The 16,765-nt window shown below is 70.7% G+C and carries 14 protein-coding genes; 9 read left to right on the plus strand and 5 right to left on the minus strand.

Translation table 11 applies throughout. The features are described from left to right. Positions 1 to 103: 103 nt before the first annotated feature. Positions 104 to 646: a winged helix-turn-helix domain-containing protein gene (locus tag ACFY2B_RS37780; protein ID WP_390767578.1), complete on the minus strand. Its 543-nt coding sequence runs from the start codon at positions 644 to 646 to the stop codon at positions 104 to 106. Positions 647 to 888: 242 nt separating this feature from the next. Further along, positions 889 to 1,437 carry a TerD family protein gene (locus ACFY2B_RS37785; protein WP_390767579.1) on the minus strand — a complete coding sequence of 183 codons (549 nt, stop codon included), beginning with the start codon at positions 1,435 to 1,437 and terminating at the stop codon, positions 889 to 891. Positions 1,438 to 1,588: 151 nt separating this feature from the next. On the opposite strand from ACFY2B_RS37785, the gene ACFY2B_RS37790 reads away from it, so the two are divergent. The 3 genes from ACFY2B_RS37790 to ACFY2B_RS37800 all read left to right on the plus strand — a co-directional run bounded on the left by ACFY2B_RS37790 (position 1,589) and on the right by ACFY2B_RS37800 (position 3,891). Further along, positions 1,589 to 2,194, plus strand: coding sequence for a YdbC family protein (locus ACFY2B_RS37790; RefSeq protein ID WP_390767580.1), 606 nt, complete (start codon positions 1,589 to 1,591; stop codon positions 2,192 to 2,194). A gap of 119 nt (positions 2,195 to 2,313) precedes the next feature. Then, the gene (locus tag ACFY2B_RS37795) at positions 2,314 to 2,973 is read left to right on the plus strand and encodes a histidine phosphatase family protein (RefSeq protein ID WP_390767581.1); all 660 of its coding nucleotides are present in this window, start codon (positions 2,314 to 2,316) and stop codon (positions 2,971 to 2,973) included. 12 nt (positions 2,974 to 2,985) lie between these two features. Then, positions 2,986 to 3,891, plus strand: a complete 906-nt coding sequence (locus tag ACFY2B_RS37800; RefSeq protein ID WP_390767582.1) for an ADP-ribosylglycohydrolase family protein — start codon at positions 2,986 to 2,988, stop codon at positions 3,889 to 3,891. Between the two features lie 380 nt (positions 3,892 to 4,271). On the opposite strand, the gene ACFY2B_RS37805 is transcribed toward ACFY2B_RS37800, so the two are convergent. After that, complete coding sequence (locus ACFY2B_RS37805) at positions 4,272 to 5,819, minus strand: MFS transporter (protein ID WP_390767583.1); 1,548 nt, start codon at positions 5,817 to 5,819, stop codon at positions 4,272 to 4,274. A gap of 187 nt (positions 5,820 to 6,006) precedes the next feature. On the opposite strand from ACFY2B_RS37805, the gene ACFY2B_RS37810 reads away from it, so the two are divergent. The 3 genes from ACFY2B_RS37810 (at position 6,007) to ACFY2B_RS37820 (ending at position 8,115) form a co-directional block, all read left to right on the plus strand. Next, complete coding sequence (locus ACFY2B_RS37810) at positions 6,007 to 6,630, plus strand: TetR/AcrR family transcriptional regulator (protein ID WP_390767584.1); 624 nt, start codon at positions 6,007 to 6,009, stop codon at positions 6,628 to 6,630. 82 nt (positions 6,631 to 6,712) lie between these two features. Next, positions 6,713 to 7,414, plus strand: a complete 702-nt coding sequence (locus ACFY2B_RS37815) for a ribonuclease HII (protein ID WP_376533628.1) — start codon at positions 6,713 to 6,715, stop codon at positions 7,412 to 7,414. Positions 7,415 to 7,482: 68 nt separating this feature from the next. Then, on the plus strand, positions 7,483 to 8,115 hold the full coding sequence (locus ACFY2B_RS37820; protein WP_390767585.1) for a hypothetical protein: 633 nt from the start codon (positions 7,483 to 7,485) through the stop codon (positions 8,113 to 8,115). Between the two features lie 270 nt (positions 8,116 to 8,385). Here the strand turns inward: ACFY2B_RS37820 and ACFY2B_RS37825 are convergent, their stop codons facing one another. After that, positions 8,386 to 9,006: a hypothetical protein gene (locus tag ACFY2B_RS37825; protein WP_390767586.1), complete on the minus strand. Its 621-nt coding sequence runs from the start codon at positions 9,004 to 9,006 to the stop codon at positions 8,386 to 8,388. A gap of 291 nt (positions 9,007 to 9,297) precedes the next feature. Then, the gene (locus tag ACFY2B_RS37830; RefSeq protein ID WP_390767587.1) at positions 9,298 to 11,463 is read right to left on the minus strand and encodes a RecQ family ATP-dependent DNA helicase; all 2,166 of its coding nucleotides are present in this window, start codon (positions 11,461 to 11,463) and stop codon (positions 9,298 to 9,300) included. 164 nt (positions 11,464 to 11,627) lie between these two features. Here ACFY2B_RS37830 and ACFY2B_RS37835 point away from each other — a divergent pair, with 164 nt between their 5' ends. The 3 genes from ACFY2B_RS37835 (at position 11,628) to ACFY2B_RS37845 (ending at position 16,750) form a co-directional block, all read left to right on the plus strand. Next, positions 11,628 to 13,244 (plus strand): DUF4192 family protein, encoded by a 1,617-nt coding sequence (locus ACFY2B_RS37835; protein ID WP_390767588.1) that lies wholly within the window; start codon positions 11,628 to 11,630, stop codon positions 13,242 to 13,244. Positions 13,245 to 13,949: 705 nt separating this feature from the next. Next, complete coding sequence (locus tag ACFY2B_RS37840) at positions 13,950 to 15,860, plus strand: glycogen debranching N-terminal domain-containing protein (protein WP_390767589.1); 1,911 nt, start codon at positions 13,950 to 13,952, stop codon at positions 15,858 to 15,860. 131 nt (positions 15,861 to 15,991) lie between these two features. Continuing rightward, on the plus strand, positions 15,992 to 16,750 hold the full coding sequence (locus ACFY2B_RS37845) for an NUDIX domain-containing protein (protein ID WP_390767590.1): 759 nt from the start codon (positions 15,992 to 15,994) through the stop codon (positions 16,748 to 16,750). Positions 16,751 to 16,765 lie beyond the last annotated feature (15 nt).

Consider the following 16,765-nt stretch of genomic DNA (forward strand, 5'->3'; position numbering starts at 1 on the left):
AAGCAGACCACGCCGGCAACGTTCACCCGGCCCCGCCCCCTGCCGCGCACCCGCACCACCGGGCGCGCGCCGCGCGGTGCCCACGTGCGTCCCTTCGGCGGACTCAGGCCCTGTCCTGTCCCGTCTTCGAAGCAGACGTAGGCGCCCAGGTCCGCCGCGGTGCTTTTACCTGCGGCCACACCTGCTCTTTCCACACCTCGATGGCGTCCTCGTCCCGCTCGACCGCCCGGCGCACCGGTACCTGACACGTCCAGCCGTGCCTGCGCAGCAGCTTCCGCACCCCCTGCACCGTGTACCCCACATGGAACATCCGGCCGATCAACAGCTTGATCCGCTTCAACGTCCAGCGCTGGTCGTCCTCGAAGCCATGCGCCAGCGGCCCCCGCCGCAACTCCGCTTCCAGCCGCTCCCACTGACCAGGCGACAGCCGCTCGACCGACACCGGACCCTTCGAGCGCAGCGCCTCCACCCCGCCCAGTGTCCAGTCCCGCCGCCACTGACGCACCGACCGCTCCCCGACCCTCAGGTCCCGGGCGATCTCCCCAGTCGCATCCCCACGCTCGAACCGCTCGGCAGCCTCCAGCCTCAACCGCTCCCGGGCCGCCTGCGCCTCGGGCGTGTACCCACCCGCCTGCGCATACCTCACCACCATGGCGTACCGCAGGGATCAAGGAACGTCATCCCCTCGGGCGACTACGAGTTCAATCGGAGTAGGTGCCCTCCGCCAGTATCCCGTGAGAAAGGGGGCGCCGGCTTGTGGTCGGCGCCCCCTTTTTTTCGCTCGTGCGGCGGTCTGCGGCCTCGTACTCTCCGGCCATGACCGCGTCGATCTCGGCCGCTCAGCCGGGACGACGTTCTACGGGATGACGTCCTCCCCGGGCTGCCGTTCTAGCCGGGCTGGCCGCCGGGTCCGCCGCGTCGGCCCATGACCCTGGAGAAGACGCCGGGATCGTCCTCGAAGCCGTGCACACCGGGATGGAAGTCCCAGCCGCCGGACTCGTCACGCACGAACTCCGCGAAGGTCGCCGCTGTCGCCCCGAGGACGGATGCGAAGTCGTCCTCGGCCAGGACGGTGTAGCCCTCCTGGATGCGCACCGCCGGATTCAGGACATTCACGAACCTCCGGTCCACGGGCCGCTGCTGGATGACGACACCGACCACCACGCGCGCGTACCGGCCGTCGAGCCGGTCGAGTTCGAGGGTCATGACCTCGTCCGAGCCGAAACCCTTGCCATCCGCGCTGTCCCGATTGAGGGAGATCGTCCCGTCGGGCGAGCGGCTGTCGAAATGCACCAGATACGCAGGCGTGCCGTAGGGATCGTCCCTCTCGTACGTGGCCGCGATGAGGTCGAGATCGGTGGGTGGCTGTCCTACAGGGCTCGGATCCCACCGCAGCGCGACCTCGACCTTGCGGATGCCCTTGCTCAGGCCGTTCACCAGGATTCCCCTTCCGTCCCCCTCTGGGAACTTGCCAACTTCCCGGTAGTCAAGGTTCGTTGTCCATCGTGCCACGCTCCACGGACCTGTGCGCGGGTGATCTCCGGCGGAGCATGACCGGCGTCACGCTCCATGGCCTTACGATGGCGCCGTGCTGGTCAAGTGGATTCGCTGCACCGTGGTGGACCGCCGCGGGTTCGAGCGGGGGCAGCGAAAATGGGCGGGGCTTCTGGGGGAGCCGGGATTTCGTGGACAGGGCGGTGGCTGGAGCCGGCAGCGGCCCGGTGTGGCGCACATTTTCGCCTTCTGGGAGAGCCGCGCTTTCTACGACTCCTTCATGGCCCGCTCGCACGACCGGCTGGCGGCGGCCCAGGTGGGGACGTTCAAGGACAGCCAGGTCAAACTCTTCGAGTACCGCTTCGACGTGAAGACCGGCTTCGAACCGCGATTCACGGACTCCGACCTGATCCGTGTCGCGCACTGCCGCGTCCACGAGGCCCGAGTGGAGAACTTCACGCTGATGCAGGAGAAGGTCTGGAACCCCGCCATGGCCGGATCGCCCGGCATGATCCGCGGCATGTTCGCCGAGGCACCTGAGCACGAGTTCCTGATCCTGTCGATGTGGCGCTCAGCCGCCGAGCACGGCAAGTACCGCACCGAGCGAGTGGAACGGCTGGCGCTTCGCGCCCAGACCGAAGCGGACATCTCGGCGCTCACCGGTGACATCGTGGAACTGGAACCGACCTGGACGGTTTGACGACCGAGCGCGTGCGGCGCGTGGCCCTGAGTGGCCCGTGGTGCAGGATTCGTGTGACCTACGCCGTATGGAGCGCGTATGAGTGCTCGGCCGGGCGTCACCCGATCTAGGGTTTTGGCATGGCACGACCACGGCGCATCGTCCTTGTCCGGCACGGCGAGTCGACGGGCAATGTCGATGACTCCGTCTACGAGCGGGAACCCGACCACGCCCTCGCTCTCACCGAGCGTGGCTGGCGGCAGGCCGAGGAGACGGGCAAGCGGCTCCGGGAAGTGTTCGGCCGGGAGCGGGTGAGCGTGTACGTCTCGCCGTACCGGCGTACCCATGAGACGCTCCGCGCCTTCCACCTCGACCCCGAGCTGATACGGGTGCGTGAGGAACCGCGGCTGCGCGAGCAGGACTGGGGGAACTGGCAGGACTGCGACGACGTCCGGCTCCAGAAGACCTACCGCGACGCGTACGGGCACTTCTTCTTCCGTTTCCCGCAGGGCGAGTCGGGTGCCGACGTCTACGACCGGGTCGGGGGCTTCCTGGAGAGCCTGTTCCGCAGCTTCGAAGCCCCCGATCACCCGCCCAACGTGCTCCTGGTGACCCACGGCCTGGCGATGCGGCTGTTCTGCATGCGCTGGTTCCACTGGACGGTCGCGGAATTCGAATCACTGTCGAACCCCGACAACGGGGAGATGCGCATGCTCGTTCTCGGTGACGACGGCAGGTACACGCTCGACCGTCCCTTCGAGCGCTGGCGGGATCCGCTGCCGAACTGGTTCACCAATTAGAGTGGCCCGGTCATGACTGCTGATCCCTCTTCCCCGGGGCGTCTGGAGCGTGCCCTGGCCAGCCTGCGCGGCTTGGCGGTGGGGGACGCGCTCGGCTCCCAGTTCTTCGTCCCGGCGAACCACCCGCTGCTGAGACGCCGCGAGTTGCCCCCCGGCCCCTGGCAGTGGACCGACGACACGGAGATGGCCTGCTCCGTGGTCGCCGTCCTCGCCGCTCACCGCCGCATCGACCAGGACGTGCTCGCCCATTCCTTCGCCGCGCACCACGACTTCGACCGTGGTTACGGTCCGGCGGTCAACCGACTGCTGCGCCTTGTCCGCGAGGGCCACGACTGGCGTGAACTGGCCGCCGGGCTTTTCGGCGGGCAGGGGTCCTGGGGCAATGGTGCCGCGATGCGTATCGCGCCCCTGGGCGCGTGGTACGCGGACGATCCGGAGCAGGCTGCCCGGCAGGCGCAGATCTCGGCGCACACGACACACCGGCACCGGGAAGCAGCCGCCGGGGCGATGGCCGTTGCCGCGGCCGCGGCGCTTGCCGCCGCGCCGGACGGCCCGCCCAGTGCTGAGGCGCTTCTCGACGGGGTCGTGGCACTGGTGCCGGAGAGCGCCGTGGCCGAGGGTCTGCGACGCGCCCGGGACATGCTGGACGAAGTCGACGCGGATGCCGTCGCCGCCGTCCTGGGGTGCGGGTGGCGCACGTCCGCTCATGACACCGTGCCCTTCGCCCTCTGGTCGGCGGCTCGGGCGCTCGGCGACTACGAGGCGGCGTTCTGGACGACTGCCCAGGTCGGCGGTGATGTGGACACCACCTGTGCCATCGTCGGCGGTGTGCTGGCGGCCGGCAAGGCCGGGAGGCCGCCCGCCGAGTGGCTGAAGCGTGCGGAGTCGCTTCCGGGCTGGGCCGTGGCTGCCGCCTGACGACCGGGTGCCGCGTCGCCTGGAACTCTGCGTGATGGTCGCGCGTTGTCCTGACATCGTCTGCGTGACGTTTGAGCTGCGCGGACGCGAGGTTCAGTGAACGGCGAGGGGGCTTGGCGATGGTGAACGGCGGGATGTGGGTGATGGTGTTCGCCCCGCTGACGCCGGTTCCGCCGGTGCTGCCGGGCTTGCCGGGGATGTTGTTCCTTCCGGTGGTGCTGATCTTGCCGGTGGTACTGCCGGTGATGCTCGTTCGGCCGGTGATGCCGATCTCGTTTTCCTTCCGCACGGCCATGGTGCGGATGGCCGAACCGTCGCCCTCGCTGTCCGTCCCCCGGGCTTGGTCCGGCCATCCGCGGTCCTGTGGGCCGCCTTCCGGCTCAGCCGATCCCTGGGCCGGCGGCTCCGGAGAGGGCTTCGAGGTCGCTCTTGCGGACCTTGATCACCAGCCAGGCGGTGGCCAGGGCGAGTACGGCCATCGCGGCCGCGGGTACGAAGGCGGTCGAGATGCCGTGCGCGAGCACCTCGTGGCCCCAAGGCGCGGGGAGTTGCTGTGTCCTGGCGAATTCGGCCTTCTGCGCGGGCGAGCCGTCGGCGAGGAACTTCGGCAGTTGCTTCGTCGCCTCGTCCTTGCTGGCCGACCCGAAGACCGTGGTGAGGATGGACAGTCCGAGCGAACCGCCCACCTGCTGTGTGGCGTTGAGCAGCCCGGACGCGGCGCCCGCTTCGTGCTGTGCGACGCCGGAGACGGCCGTGACCGTCACCGTCACGAAGTTGAGACCCATGCCGAAGCCGAAGATCACCAGCGGGCCCAGCACTCCGCTGAGGTAGGAGCTGTCGGGGCTGATGAAGCTCTGCCAGACGAGTCCGACGACGACGAACGCCGAGCCCGTGATCATGAACGGCTTGGGGCCGAGCGAGGGAAGGAACCGCTGCGACAGACCGGCCCCGACGGCGATGGCGACCGTCACGGGGAGGAAGGCCAGCCCGGCCTTGATCGGGCTGTAGCCCAGCACGTTCTGCACGAACAGCACGATGTAGAAGAACATCCCGAACATCGCCGCGGCCAGGCTCAGCATGATCACATAGGTGCCGGAGCGGTTACGGTCGGCGAACATCCTCAGCGGGGTGATCGGTTCCTTGGCTCGCATCTCGGTGAAGACGAAGGCCAGCAGCAGAACCACGGCCGCGCCGAACGACGCGAGGGTCAGACCGTCGCGCCAGCCGTTCTCCGAGGCCCGGATGAAGCCGTACACGAGAGAGGCCATGCCCAGGGTCGAGGTCAGCGCACCGGCGATGTCGAATCGTCCGGGGTGGCGTTCGGACTCGTTGATGAACCGAGGTGTGAGCGAGACGATCAGAAGGCCGATCGGCACGTTGACGAAGAGGACCCAGCGCCAGTCGAGCCAGTCGGTGAGCATGCCGCCGGCGAGCAGACCGATGGCACCTCCACCGGCGGACACGGCGGCGAAGACGCCGAACGCCCGGTTGCGCTCCGGCCCCTCGCGGAACGTGGTGGTGATCAGGGCCAGCGAGGTGGGCGAGGCGATGGCGCCGCCCACGCCCTGCAGTGCGCGCGCGGCGAGCAGTTGCCAGGGTTCCTGGGCGAGACCGCCGAGCAGCGAGGCGAAGGTGAACAGCAGGATTCCGGCCATGAACACCCGACGGCGGCCGAGTATGTCACCGGCTCGCGCTCCGAGCAGCAGCAGGCCGCCGAAGGTGAGCGTGTAGGCGCTGACCACCCAGGTGAGATCGGTGGTGCTGAACTTGAGTGCGTCTTGAATGTGCGGGAGCGCGATGTTCACAATCGTCGCGTCGAGTACCACCATGAGTTGGCAGGCCGCGATGACGGTGAGCGCGATACCGGAATGCCCCTTCCGGTCGGTCGCTCCTGGTATGTCGTCCTGAACGAGCTGAGAGGTTGTCACTATGGGTCCCCCACGAAGGCATTAGTGAACGATCGCGTTCACTGTCGCGTCAACGGTAGTGAGTCCCCAACAGTGAACGCAAGCGTTCACTTAACTCTTCATTGCGCATCGCGTCCCCCGCTGCTGCCGCGTGACGTCCGCCCTGCACCGGAATCCCCAACTCCTCTTGTCTGCTGGAGAAACCCAGATGGTTACCTCGCGCGAGACGGCCGCCCCCGCTCGGGCGGTCACCCTCCGTCGGCGCGGCGCCGTACTCGAACGTGCGATCCTCGATGCCGCGCTGGAGCAGCTCAGCACCGTCGGCTGGAACGGCCTCACGATGGAGGGAGTCGCGGCCGGTGCCCAGACCGGCAAGGCCGCGGTCTATCGCCGCTGGCCGTCGAAGGAGGACCTTGTCGCAGACGCGCTGCGGAGCGGTCTGCCGAGTGTCGAGGAGGCTCCCGACCTCGGGAGTGTGCGCGAGGATCTGCTGGCCCTGTGCCGTCAGGCCCGGCAGGCGATGTTCTCCCGTCCGGGTTTCGCGCTCCGCGCGGTGATTCACGAATGCGACTCGATGCAGGCCGAGCGCTTCCATGCCGTGATCGTCGAAGGCGTCGTGGAACCGATGATCAAGCTGCTGGGCAAGGTCATCGGCCGGGGAATCGAGCGAGGCGAGGTGCATCCCGGCGCGGCGAACGGTTATGTCTACGACGTCATCCCGGCGATGATGATGTATCGCAACAAGATGTGCGCCAGCGAATGGGAGGACCCGGACATCGAAGAGATGATCGACCTGCTGATGCTGCCCTTGCTTCGGCCGAAGGGGGTCTGACGCGGAGGCGAGTCGGCATTCCGGCCGGAGGGGCGGGCCGGGGTGTCGCGCGGGGATCCGAGCGGCGTACGCTAAGGGCGCCATGCCGTACGAACCGCCTACTCACACCGTCGAGCGCTCCCTCCGCGCCACGACCGGAGCGAAGGTCATTGCCGGTGTCGACGAGGTAGGGCGCGGCGCTTGGGCCGGACCCGTCACCGTCTGTGCGGCCGTCACCGGCCTTCGCCGGCCCCCCGACGGTCTCACCGACTCCAAGCTGCTCACGATCAGGCGGCGCACCGAGATGGCCGAGGTGCTACGGACGTGGGTGACGTCCTATGCTCTCGGGCACTCCTCACCGGAGGAGATCGACGAACTCGGGATGACGGCGGCGCTTCGGCTCGCGGCTGTGCGCGCGCTGGGGGCGCTTCCGATCCGTCCCGACGCGGTGATCCTGGACGGGAAACATGACTACCTGGGCGCACCCTGGAGGGTACGTACGGTGATCAAGGGTGACCGCTCCTGCGTGGCCGTGGCGGCGGCCTCGGTGATCGCAAAGGTTCAGCGCGACAAAATGATGGCCGAACTGGGTATCGACCATGCAGACTTCGGTTTTGCGGACAACGCCGGGTATCCGTCTCCCGTGCACAAGGCCGCACTGGAGGAGCGGGGCCCCACCCCGCACCATCGGTTGTCGTGGGCGTATCTTGATGCGCTGCCCCAGTGGCGGCACCTCAAGAAGGTCCGCAGTTGGGCGGATGGAAGCGTTCCGGAGATCGAGGGTCAGCTCGGCTTCGATTTCTGACGATCCCACTCGCACTGTTGTGCCACCCGGTCACGCGAGCCGTACCAACGTTTGATAAATATCAGCTCATGCCTCTCATTCCCGAGGAGCCTCAGATTCACGAGAGTGCCCAGGGTCCCCGCGCCACGCCGGCCAGTGGCCGCAACGCGCCGACCCCCCGTCCCGTACCCGGCCCCCGCCCCGCGGCTCCGTCCCGCCCCGGTCGCCCAGGCCCTGTCCGGCCCGCGCCGCCGGTGCAACGTACGCCGCGTGACGTAGCCCCCGCCAAGCCGGTTCCTTCGGGGCCGGCCGCTTCCGACGCCCCCGCGGCGAGTCCGCAGATCCAGTTGATCCCAGCCCCCGCCGAGGGAGCACTGGACGCCGCCGACGAGGCGGTGGACATGCTCCTTGAGTCGGGTCGTGCCCCCGGTGACGTGCTGGTGCTCACCACCGGCCGACCGCACCCGTGGGCCGAGCACGAACTGTCCTTCGGCGACGCCTCCTACTGGGCGCAGCATGATGCGGGCGACGACGTCTTCTATGCGGACGCCACCGTCGCCTCCCGTGCAGCCTCCCGTCCGGTGGTCGTGGTCGCGGTCAACGGTGGCCCCGCCACCGCTGCCGCCACCGCCCTCCCGCTGGCCCACGCCCGGGCCGGTGCCCTGCTGATCGTCTGCGGTGACCCGCAGCAGATCAACTCGGTGCTGGGCACGGGCGTCTGAGCCGCGTCCGGATCTCCGCCGGACATCAGGGGCGGCTGGTGGGCCGTTGCAGCGGCACGCGCACGGTGGTGCTTTTGGCATGCCCGGAAACCGGTGGCTGCCATTCCCCCGGGCGCGTCGCGGCGGCACTCGCGTGATGATCTGCGGTGGTCCGGGGAAGCCGCTCCACCGCGGACCTCGTGGGCGTCGGCCGGGCGGGTAGGCGCCGGGGTACGACAGTCCCGAGGATGCCGAGGTGAGCCGGGAACCCGGGTTTGAGGACGATACCGCTCAGCGGGCCGCCGCGCGGCGCATTACCTCGGAGACGGCGCCACCGGTGCGGGGCGACGGGGGAGGGGCGTCCGAGGTGGCGAAAGGTTCCGGCGCCGAGTCCATATTCGGGCGGCGTCCGCCGCGGCCCTCCCCCAGTACCTGCCAGCCGTCGTGGGTCAGCGTGATGTACGCACCGCACCGCAGCCCATGGAGAGTGCAGGCGTCACGCAGTCCCCACATCCAGGCGCCGTCCTCCTCCGTCCAACGTGCGTCGCCCTCGCGGCAGTAGAGCAGTACCGCGGTGCGTACGGGCGTGCGGCGCCGCAGGTCGTGCGGAATGACCCGACGCAACTGGGCCAGCAGGGCATTGCGGAACATCCAGCCGTCCGCAGGGGCCGGGCGGCGGGTGAACGAGGCGCTTGCCAGCAGCCTTTCCTCGGGGTCCAGCACGCCGACGATCGCGGTCATGGCCTTGGGCCGGTGTCGGGTGTGCAGCCCGCTGACGACCTCGCGGGGGTTGCGCAGCAGCGGGATCCCCGCGGCGGCCCACTCGGCGGGTTCGAGCAGGCGGCTGGCGGAAGCAGCGGACGTGGATGTGGACAACGGTGCCGCCGAGGACCGAGCGAATCCGAAGGTCACGTTCCTCCCTTCGGCTACGCGCCCACACTACGGGCGAGGTCGGATTCGTGGGGTGCGCACCGCAGCAAGCCCAACCGGAACACGGACGAGCCGTGCGGGGAGCGGACTTCAATTCTTCCTGTCGAACTGGGATGCGGCAACGAGCAATTGGGGCCACCGACCGTTATCCAGCGGTCTGTGGCTTATATCCCTACCCGCAGCGCCCTCCGGCGACTCGTGGGGTGTGCGAGTACGACACTTTCGGGCGCCGGGGGACCGGGAGGCGGGCATGTGGCGCGCCACGGCGGGCGATCAGCTCTGGACGGCCAGGACCAGCGGCAGTACTCCCTGTGCTCCCGCCTTTCTGAGTGAGCGGGCCGCGACCGCAAGGGTCCAGCCGGTCTCGGTGTAGTCGTCCACGAGCAGGACGGGACCGCTCGCCGTCGCAAGCGCGGACGCCAGGGCGGGGGGTACCGCCAGCACGCCGTCCAGGGCGTGCAGACGCTGCGCGCTGTTGCTGCGCGACAGCCGCGGCGCCTTCCCGACGTACTCCAGCGATCCCAGCAGCGGCAGGCGGCCGATCTCCGCGATCCGCGCGCCCAGGGAGTGGATCAGCTTCGGCCGTGTGCGGGAGGCCAGAGTGACCACGCCGACCGGGCGCGGCTGTGCGTCGGAGGCCCCCGGGGCCCAGCCGCCGGGGCCCTTCGCCCAGTCGGCCAGCACCTCCACCACGGCGCTCGCCACATCGTCCTGCACGGGTGCGTCCGGTGCCCCCGGCGCGAGCATCGGCCGCAACCGATTGCCCCAGCCGATGTCCGACAGACGCCCCAACGCGCGCCCCTGTGCTGCCTGTTCTCCGGCAGGGATCCGCCCCTTGAGATCGATGCCGATGGCCGGCAGCCCCGTCGGCCACATACGCCGGGGCTCGACCTCGACGCCCGCGCGCCCCAGATCGACGCGCGCTGCGTCCAGCGCGGCCCCGGACGTGTCCGCCGAGAACCGGGCCCCCGAGCAGTTGTCACAGCGTCCGCACGGTTTCGCTCCCTCGTCGTCCAGTTGCCGCTGCAGGAACTCCATCCGGCAGCCCGTGGCGGCGACGTACTCGCGCATGGCCTGCTGCTCCGCCTTCCGCTGGCGGGACACCCAGTCGTACCGCTCGGTTTCGTAGGTCCACGGCTGCCCGGTGGCGATCCAGCCGCCCTTGACCCGCTTGACCGCCCCGTCCACGTCGAGGACCTTCAGCATGGTCTCCAGGCGCGAGCGCCGCAGCTCCACCAGGGGCTCCAGGGCGGGCAGCGACATCGCGCGGTCCGCCTCGGCGAGGACGCCGAGCGTGCGGCGCACCAGTTCCTCCGGCGGGAAGGCCAGCGAGGCGAAGTACTCCCAGATCGCCTCGTCCTCCCGCCCCGGCAGGAGAAGCACCTCGGCGTGCTCCACGCCGCGGCCTGCCCGGCCCACCTGCTGGTAGTAGGCGATGGGGGAGGAGGGCGAGCCGAGGTGCACCACAAATCCGAGGTCGGGTTTGTCGAAGCCCATGCCGAGCGCGGAGGTCGCGACCAGTGCTTTGACGCGGTTGGCGAGCAGATCTTCCTCGGCCTGCTGCCGCTCGGCGTTCTCCGTCTTTCCTGTGTAGGAGGTGACGGTGTGACCGCGCTGCCGCAGAAAGGCGGTGACCTCCTCGGCGGCGGCCACGGTCAGCGTGTAGACGATGCCCGAACCGGGCAGGTCGTCGAGGTGGTCGGCGAGCCAGGCCATGCGGTGCGCGGCGTCCGGCAGCTGGAGCACGCCCAGGCTCAGACTGTCCCGGTCCAGGGGGCCGCGCAGCACCAGCGCGTCCGACGAGCCTCCAGTGCCCAACTGCTCCGCGACATCGGCGGTCACGCGGGCGTTGGCCGTGGCGGTGGTGGCCAGCACGGGCACACCCGGTGGGAGGTCGCTGAGCATGGTGCGCAGCCGCCGGTAGTCGGGCCGGAAGTCATGGCCCCAGTCGGAGATGCAGTGGGCCTCGTCCACGACGAGCAGTCCTGTCGCTGCGGCCAGTTTGGGCAGGACCTGGTCGCGGAAGTCCGGGTTGTTGAGGCGTTCCGGACTGACCAGCAGGACATCGACGTCGCCCGACGCGATCTCTGCCTGGATGCCGTCCCACTCCTCGGTGTTCGAGGAGTTGATGGTCCGGGCGCGGATTCCGGCGCGCGCCGCGGCCTCCACCTGGTTGCGCATCAGCGCGAGGAGCGGCGAGACGATCACGGTGGGGCCACTGCCCTGGGCCCGCAGCAGCGAGGTCGCCACGAAGTAGACCGCGGACTTGCCCCATCCCGTGCGTTGGACGACCAGGGCTCTGCGGTGATCGGCGACCAGTGCCTCGATCGCCCGCCACTGGTCCTCGCGCAGCCGTGCGGCGCCCGTGGTGTCCCCGACCAGCCGGGCGAGGACGGCGTCGGCCTGCGCGCGGAGATCTGTGTTGCTCGTGTGCTCCATGCGTTCCATACAACAGGACGGCGCCGACAACTGGGCGACCCTGTGGACGGAGGCGGCGGTCCATGGGGCCGAAAGGAGCGGGCGTTCCGCCAGATTGTCGTGTTCCTGCTCGGACTTATCCACAGGCTCAAACGGAATCCCATGATCCGCGAGATCGTCTGCGCATGACGAATCACAGCGAACCGACTGGACCTGTCGAAAACAACGACTTCACGGCACGAAACGCACTCGACGGTAGCGCCGGCCACGACACCCAGGTCACCTTGCGCACCCCGGCCGAACTGGCCGACGCCCTGCCGTATCTGCTCGGATACCGCCCCGAGGACAGCATCGTGCTGGTAGCCCTCCACGACCGGGACGGACGCGGCCGGTTCGGCGGCCGGGCAAGGCTCGGCATCCCGGCGAACAGGGACGACTGGGGAGCAGCCGCCCGGCAGCTGGCACAGGGCCTGGTGACCGGAAGCGAACGCCGAGGAGCCCGACCCGAACAGATCGTCGCCTATGTCTGCCAGGAACCGGCGAAGGGCGAGACGGGCCGCGAGGTCAAGCTGCGCCTGCAGCCGCTCGCCCAGCTGCTGCGCACAGAATGCGGTGCTCTGGACGTGCCCGTCATCGAGGCACTGTGCATCTCGGACGGCCGGTTCTGGTCGTACTGCTGTCCGAGCAAGGGCTGCTGTCCGGACGACGGCTCGCCTATGGGCTTGCCGGGAACCTCCGTGCTGGCTGCCGCCGCGACCTACGCCGGTCTGCACGTACGCGGGACGCTGCGTGAGCTACGGGCCCGGCTGTTGCCCTGGGAGACGTCCACCGCACTGGAACAGGAGACCGCCCTGGACAGGGCAGGCATGGCTCTCGTACCCCGGATCCTCGACGACACGGCCCGGGCGGAGGTGGCGGAGGAAACACTCGTGCTCGCCGAACACACCCTCGGCCGGTTCGCGGCGGCCACCCCGGTGTCCGGCCTGCTTCCCGCGGATCTGCGTGACGACGACCTGCTCACCCATGACGAAGCGGCACGGCTGATCCTCGGCCTTCAGGACCGCACGACCCGGGACCGCGCCGCCGCGTGGATGGAGGGGGACGAGGCCGCGCCGGCCCTGCGCCTGTGGCGTGCCCTGGCCCGTCGATGCGTCGGACCTTACGGAGAACACGCGGCCGCACCGCTCACCCTGGCGGGCTGGGTCGCCTGGTCCACCGGCGACGACCTGGAAGCCAGGGAAGCACTGGCAATGGCTCTCGGGGCGGATCCGGACTACCTGTTCGCCCGCCTCCTGCACCAGGCGTGCAACGAGGGACTGGACCCGGAGGCGATCCGTCGCTGTCTGCGCGCGGGACGCGACGAGACGGCGCACACCGAAGCCACCGAAGCGCCGGCGGAGACGGATCGGGTGAACAGCGCCGATCAGCCCGGGCAGACCGAGCGGGCCGATCAGACAGACCGGACCGGCCGGACCGACCATGCCGATCAGCCCGATCGATGTGATCAGGCAGACGGGGAAACGCCCTCCAGCCAGGGCTCCGCGCAGTCGAGCCCACGCCGTCGGCGCCGGGTGCGCATCCGGGGCGGCGCCGACGACGATGCCCGTCCGGTACGGGCGAAGGCCCGGCGCCCGGTGGCCGCCTCCTCGCACCCGCCCCGGGCCGGGGGCTCCACCCACCCCGGCGTCCCGGCCCCGGGAGGCACGCGTACATCCGCGGCGGGCAGGAGCGGCGGGCGACGAGGCCCCGCGTCCGCTGGAGGGACGCGGTCCGCGAGCGATGGCCCCGAGGGGGACTCGTGAGCGTCCGCCGGTGGTGCCGTGGCCGATGGCGCGAGGCGGTTTTGGACCGGCTGCGAATCTCCGGCCGGAATCTCCGCCGGGTCGGCGGCCTGGTCCGCCGATCGAGTGGATTGCTGCCTGGCCGTCGAAAACACTGGCCGGCCGGCCACCGGGACCGGCAGCCGCACCACGGCCCGGTGCCGTTCGGCCGGAAGCGTACGGGCGGCGAGGCCGGACCGGGGTGGTGGCCCAGCCCGAACCCGGTCGGCGGCACCGAGGTGAGGCGTGACCCCGAGCAGCCCCATTCCGTTCACCTGAGTGGCGGATCGGCCGGACGGGCCGCTCCGTCGCGGTTCCTTCGCCCCTCCGGCGCCCTCCCTCCGGCGCCGTGCACGTCCGAGGCGCACAGCGCGCAGAAGAAGACGCCCGATGCATCAGCCCACACCGCCCACCGCCGACAACCGACCCGCACCGCCCAGACCCGCGGCGCCCGCACCGCCCAGACCCATGACGCCCGCACCGCAGGGACAGGCCCACCGGCAGCACACTCCGCCGACGGGCCAACCCCTCGATCGACCGCCGCCGTGGAACCAACAGCCGAGCGGATCCACGACCCAGGCCCGCGGCGTCCCCGGCACGCCCTCGCGGGGCGGCGCGGCACCTTGGCCCCTGCCACCACCCCGCCGTTCGACCGACCTGCCACCCACCCATACGGCCCTGATCTGCGTGGCGCTGCCGGGCCTCGCCATCTCGACCGAACAGGCTCAGCTGACCGGACGGGGCCTGGAGGGCTTCTACCGCGCGGGCCGGAGACTGCTGTCCCGATGCCGGCTCCGGATCGCGGGACGCGAACCGCTTGCGGTGCAGGCCGCGATGGCCGGGGCCGACCGCGTGCGGTTCCTGGGCACGCTGTGCTCCAGTTCGGCCGCCGGTCCGGATCCGGACGTCCTGGTCGAGCGCGTCCGGTACGCGGACGGCACCGAGCGGATCACACTGCGCAGTGCGGCCCGTCGTCCACTGCGCCTGCCGGTCGAGGTGGCCCTCGGTACCGATCTTGCGGAGCTCAGCGCGATCGCCTCCGGCGCGGTGGGTGCCGAACTCCCGGCGAGTGTCCACGATTCCGGCCTCCGATGGACTTGCGAGGCAGGAAGCTCATCAGTCACGGCGAACCCGCCCCCCGCCGACGCACTGGCCTCTGCGGGGTTGCTTCGCTGGGAGATCGACCTGCCACCGGGCGGGACGGCGAACGTGGAGCTGCGGGTGCGGCCGGACGGCTCGGGACCGCTCCGGGCGGTGGGCCATGCGGCGACGAGCCCGTTGGCGCACGCCCGCGCGCTGGGCGATTTCCCCGGGACCGGCGCTCTGCTGCGGACGAGCATCGAGGACCTGCAGGCACTGCTGGTACGGGACCCGGCGCACCCCACCGACATCTGCCTCGCGGCGGGTGTGCCCTGGCGCTGCGGTCCGGCCCCGGCCGAGGCGCTGGCCGCCGCCCGGATGACGCTTCCCCTCGGCACCCGCCTCGCCGCGGGCACACTGCGGGCATTGGCCCGGACCCAACTGCCGGGCCCGGGGCCGCAGGCCGGCCTCATCCCCGGACCACTGCGCGACGCGGGCGCCCACCTGCCGCCGGGCTGCACCGGAACGGAGGCGACGCTGCTGTTCCCCGCATTGCTCGCGGAGGCCCGCCGTTGGGGGCTGACGGAACGGGAGACGGGGGAACTGCTGCCTGCGGCCGAGCGCTGCCTGACCTGGCTGCGTCACACCGTGGGCGACGGCACCTACCTCCGCGACCCGCAGCCCACGGGCCCGGCCCGCTGCGAGACTCAGGCACACGCCCACCGGGCGGCGCTGCTCGGGGCCGACCTGCTGGACGCGTACGACAGGCCCGGTGGTGCCTGGCTGCGGCAGTGGGCTCAGGACCTGCGGACGGCGTTCCGAAAGGACTTCTGGGCCGAGGACCGCGGCGGCGGCCGCCCGGTGATCGCCCGCGCCGAGGACGGGCGCCCCCTGCCGCACCTGGGCTCCGCCGCGGCCCATCTCCTCGACACCGGCCTGCTCGGTGCGGGTGAGCCGGCACCCGGCCTGCTCGACACCGCGCAGACCGCGCAGCTGGCCCGGCTGTTCACCAGCCAGACCATGGACTCGGGCTGGGGGCTGCGAGGGCTGGCCGCCGACGAACCGGGACACAACCCATTCGGCCATCGGACCGGAGCGGTGCGCACTCGCGAGACCGCGCTCGCCGTCGTCGGCCTGGCCGCCGCAGGCCACGAGACGGAGGCGAACGGAGTGCTGAGGGGCCTGCTGGCGGCGGCCGAGCACTTCGGGCACCGGCTGCCCGAGATGTACGCCGGGGAGCAGCGCACCGAGGGGAGTGCCCCCGTGCCCCACCCTGCGGCCTGTCGTCCCGCGGCCACGGCGGCGGCCTCCGGCGTGCTGCTCCTGTCGGCGCTCGCGGGTATCCGCCCCGACGTTCCCGCCCGGACGATCGTCCTTCGGCCGGTGCAGAGCGTGCCCCTGGGAGAGATCGTCCTGACCGGGCTGAGGGTGGCGGGAGCGCCCTTCTCCCTGCGGATCAGCCGGCACGGGCTCGCCATGGTCGAGGAGGCCGCGGACGGCTTGCAACTGGGAGCGTGACCTCGCACGACGCCTTTCGGGTGAAAGAATTCGGAGACCTTCGTGGGTCCTCGCCGGACCCCAGTGGATCAGCCACCGAAGCGGCCGACGAAGGGAGTGTTTATCGTCAGGCAGACGACTATGATCGCCGCATGCCCTACGACCCGTCAGCCTTTCCGCCCTTCGCCGTCACCGTGGATCTGGTCGTGCTGACCGTGCGCCGCCACGCCCTGTGTGCGCTGGCGGTGCGCAGGGGCGAGGCGCCGTTCCAGGGGCGGTGGGCGCTGCCCGGCGGCTTCGTACGGATCGACGAGGATCTTGCGCGGGCCGCGGCGCGTGAGCTGGCCGAGGAGACGGGACTGTGTGTGCACGACCCGTCCGCCCCCGCTCAGGACAACGGCGCCCACCTGGAGCAGCTGGCGACCTACGGCGATCCCGGGCGCGATCCACGGATGCGTGTGGTCAGCGTCGCTCATCTGGCGCTCGCCCCCGACCTGCCCGCACCCCGGGCGGGCGGCGACGCGAGCAACGCGCGCTGGGCACCCGTGGAGGAACTGCTCCAGCAGGCCGGCTACGGCCGCGACGTCGAGCCGCTGGCACCGCTCGCCTTCGACCATGCCCAGATCCTGGCCGACGGTGTGGAGCGGGCCCGGTCCAAGATCGAGTACTCGTCCCTGGCGACCGCGTTCTGCACGCCTGAGTTCACCGTCGGCGAGCTGCGGCGTGTCTACGAGGCGGTATGGGGAGTGGCGCTCGACCCGCGCAACTTCCACCGCAAGGTGACCGGGACCCCCGGTTTCCTCGTTCCCACCGGCGGGACGACCACACGCCAGGGCGGCCGCCCCGCCCAGCTTTTCCGGGCCGGCGGTGCCACTTTGCTCAACCCTCCGATGCTGCGCCCCGAGGTGTGACACCAGGCCCCGGCC

This window comes from Streptomyces sp. NPDC001270 (assembly GCF_042896695.1).
Lineage (GTDB): Bacteria > Actinomycetota > Actinomycetes > Streptomycetales > Streptomycetaceae > Streptomyces.

What these genes read in the sequence shown, in the direction of transcription:
- ACFY2B_RS37795 (WP_390767581.1), top strand. Translation starts at nt 2,314, where the DNA reads ATGGCACGACCACGGCGCATCGTCCTTGTCCGGCACGGCGAGTCGACG.
- ACFY2B_RS37800 (WP_390767582.1), top strand. Translation starts at nt 2,986, where the DNA reads ATGACTGCTGATCCCTCTTCCCCGGGGCGTCTGGAGCGTGCCCTGGCC.
- ACFY2B_RS37810 (WP_390767584.1), top strand. Translation starts at nt 6,007, where the DNA reads ATGGTTACCTCGCGCGAGACGGCCGCCCCCGCTCGGGCGGTCACCCTC.
- ACFY2B_RS37815 (WP_376533628.1), top strand. Translation starts at nt 6,713, where the DNA reads ATGCCGTACGAACCGCCTACTCACACCGTCGAGCGCTCCCTCCGCGCC.
- ACFY2B_RS37820 (WP_390767585.1), top strand. Translation starts at nt 7,483, where the DNA reads ATGCCTCTCATTCCCGAGGAGCCTCAGATTCACGAGAGTGCCCAGGGT.
- ACFY2B_RS37830 (WP_390767587.1), bottom strand. Translation starts at nt 11,463, where the DNA reads ATGGAGCACACGAGCAACACAGATCTCCGCGCGCAGGCCGACGCCGTC.
- ACFY2B_RS37835 (WP_390767588.1), top strand. Translation starts at nt 11,628, where the DNA reads ATGACGAATCACAGCGAACCGACTGGACCTGTCGAAAACAACGACTTC.
- ACFY2B_RS37845 (WP_390767590.1), top strand. Translation starts at nt 15,992, where the DNA reads ATGCCCTACGACCCGTCAGCCTTTCCGCCCTTCGCCGTCACCGTGGAT.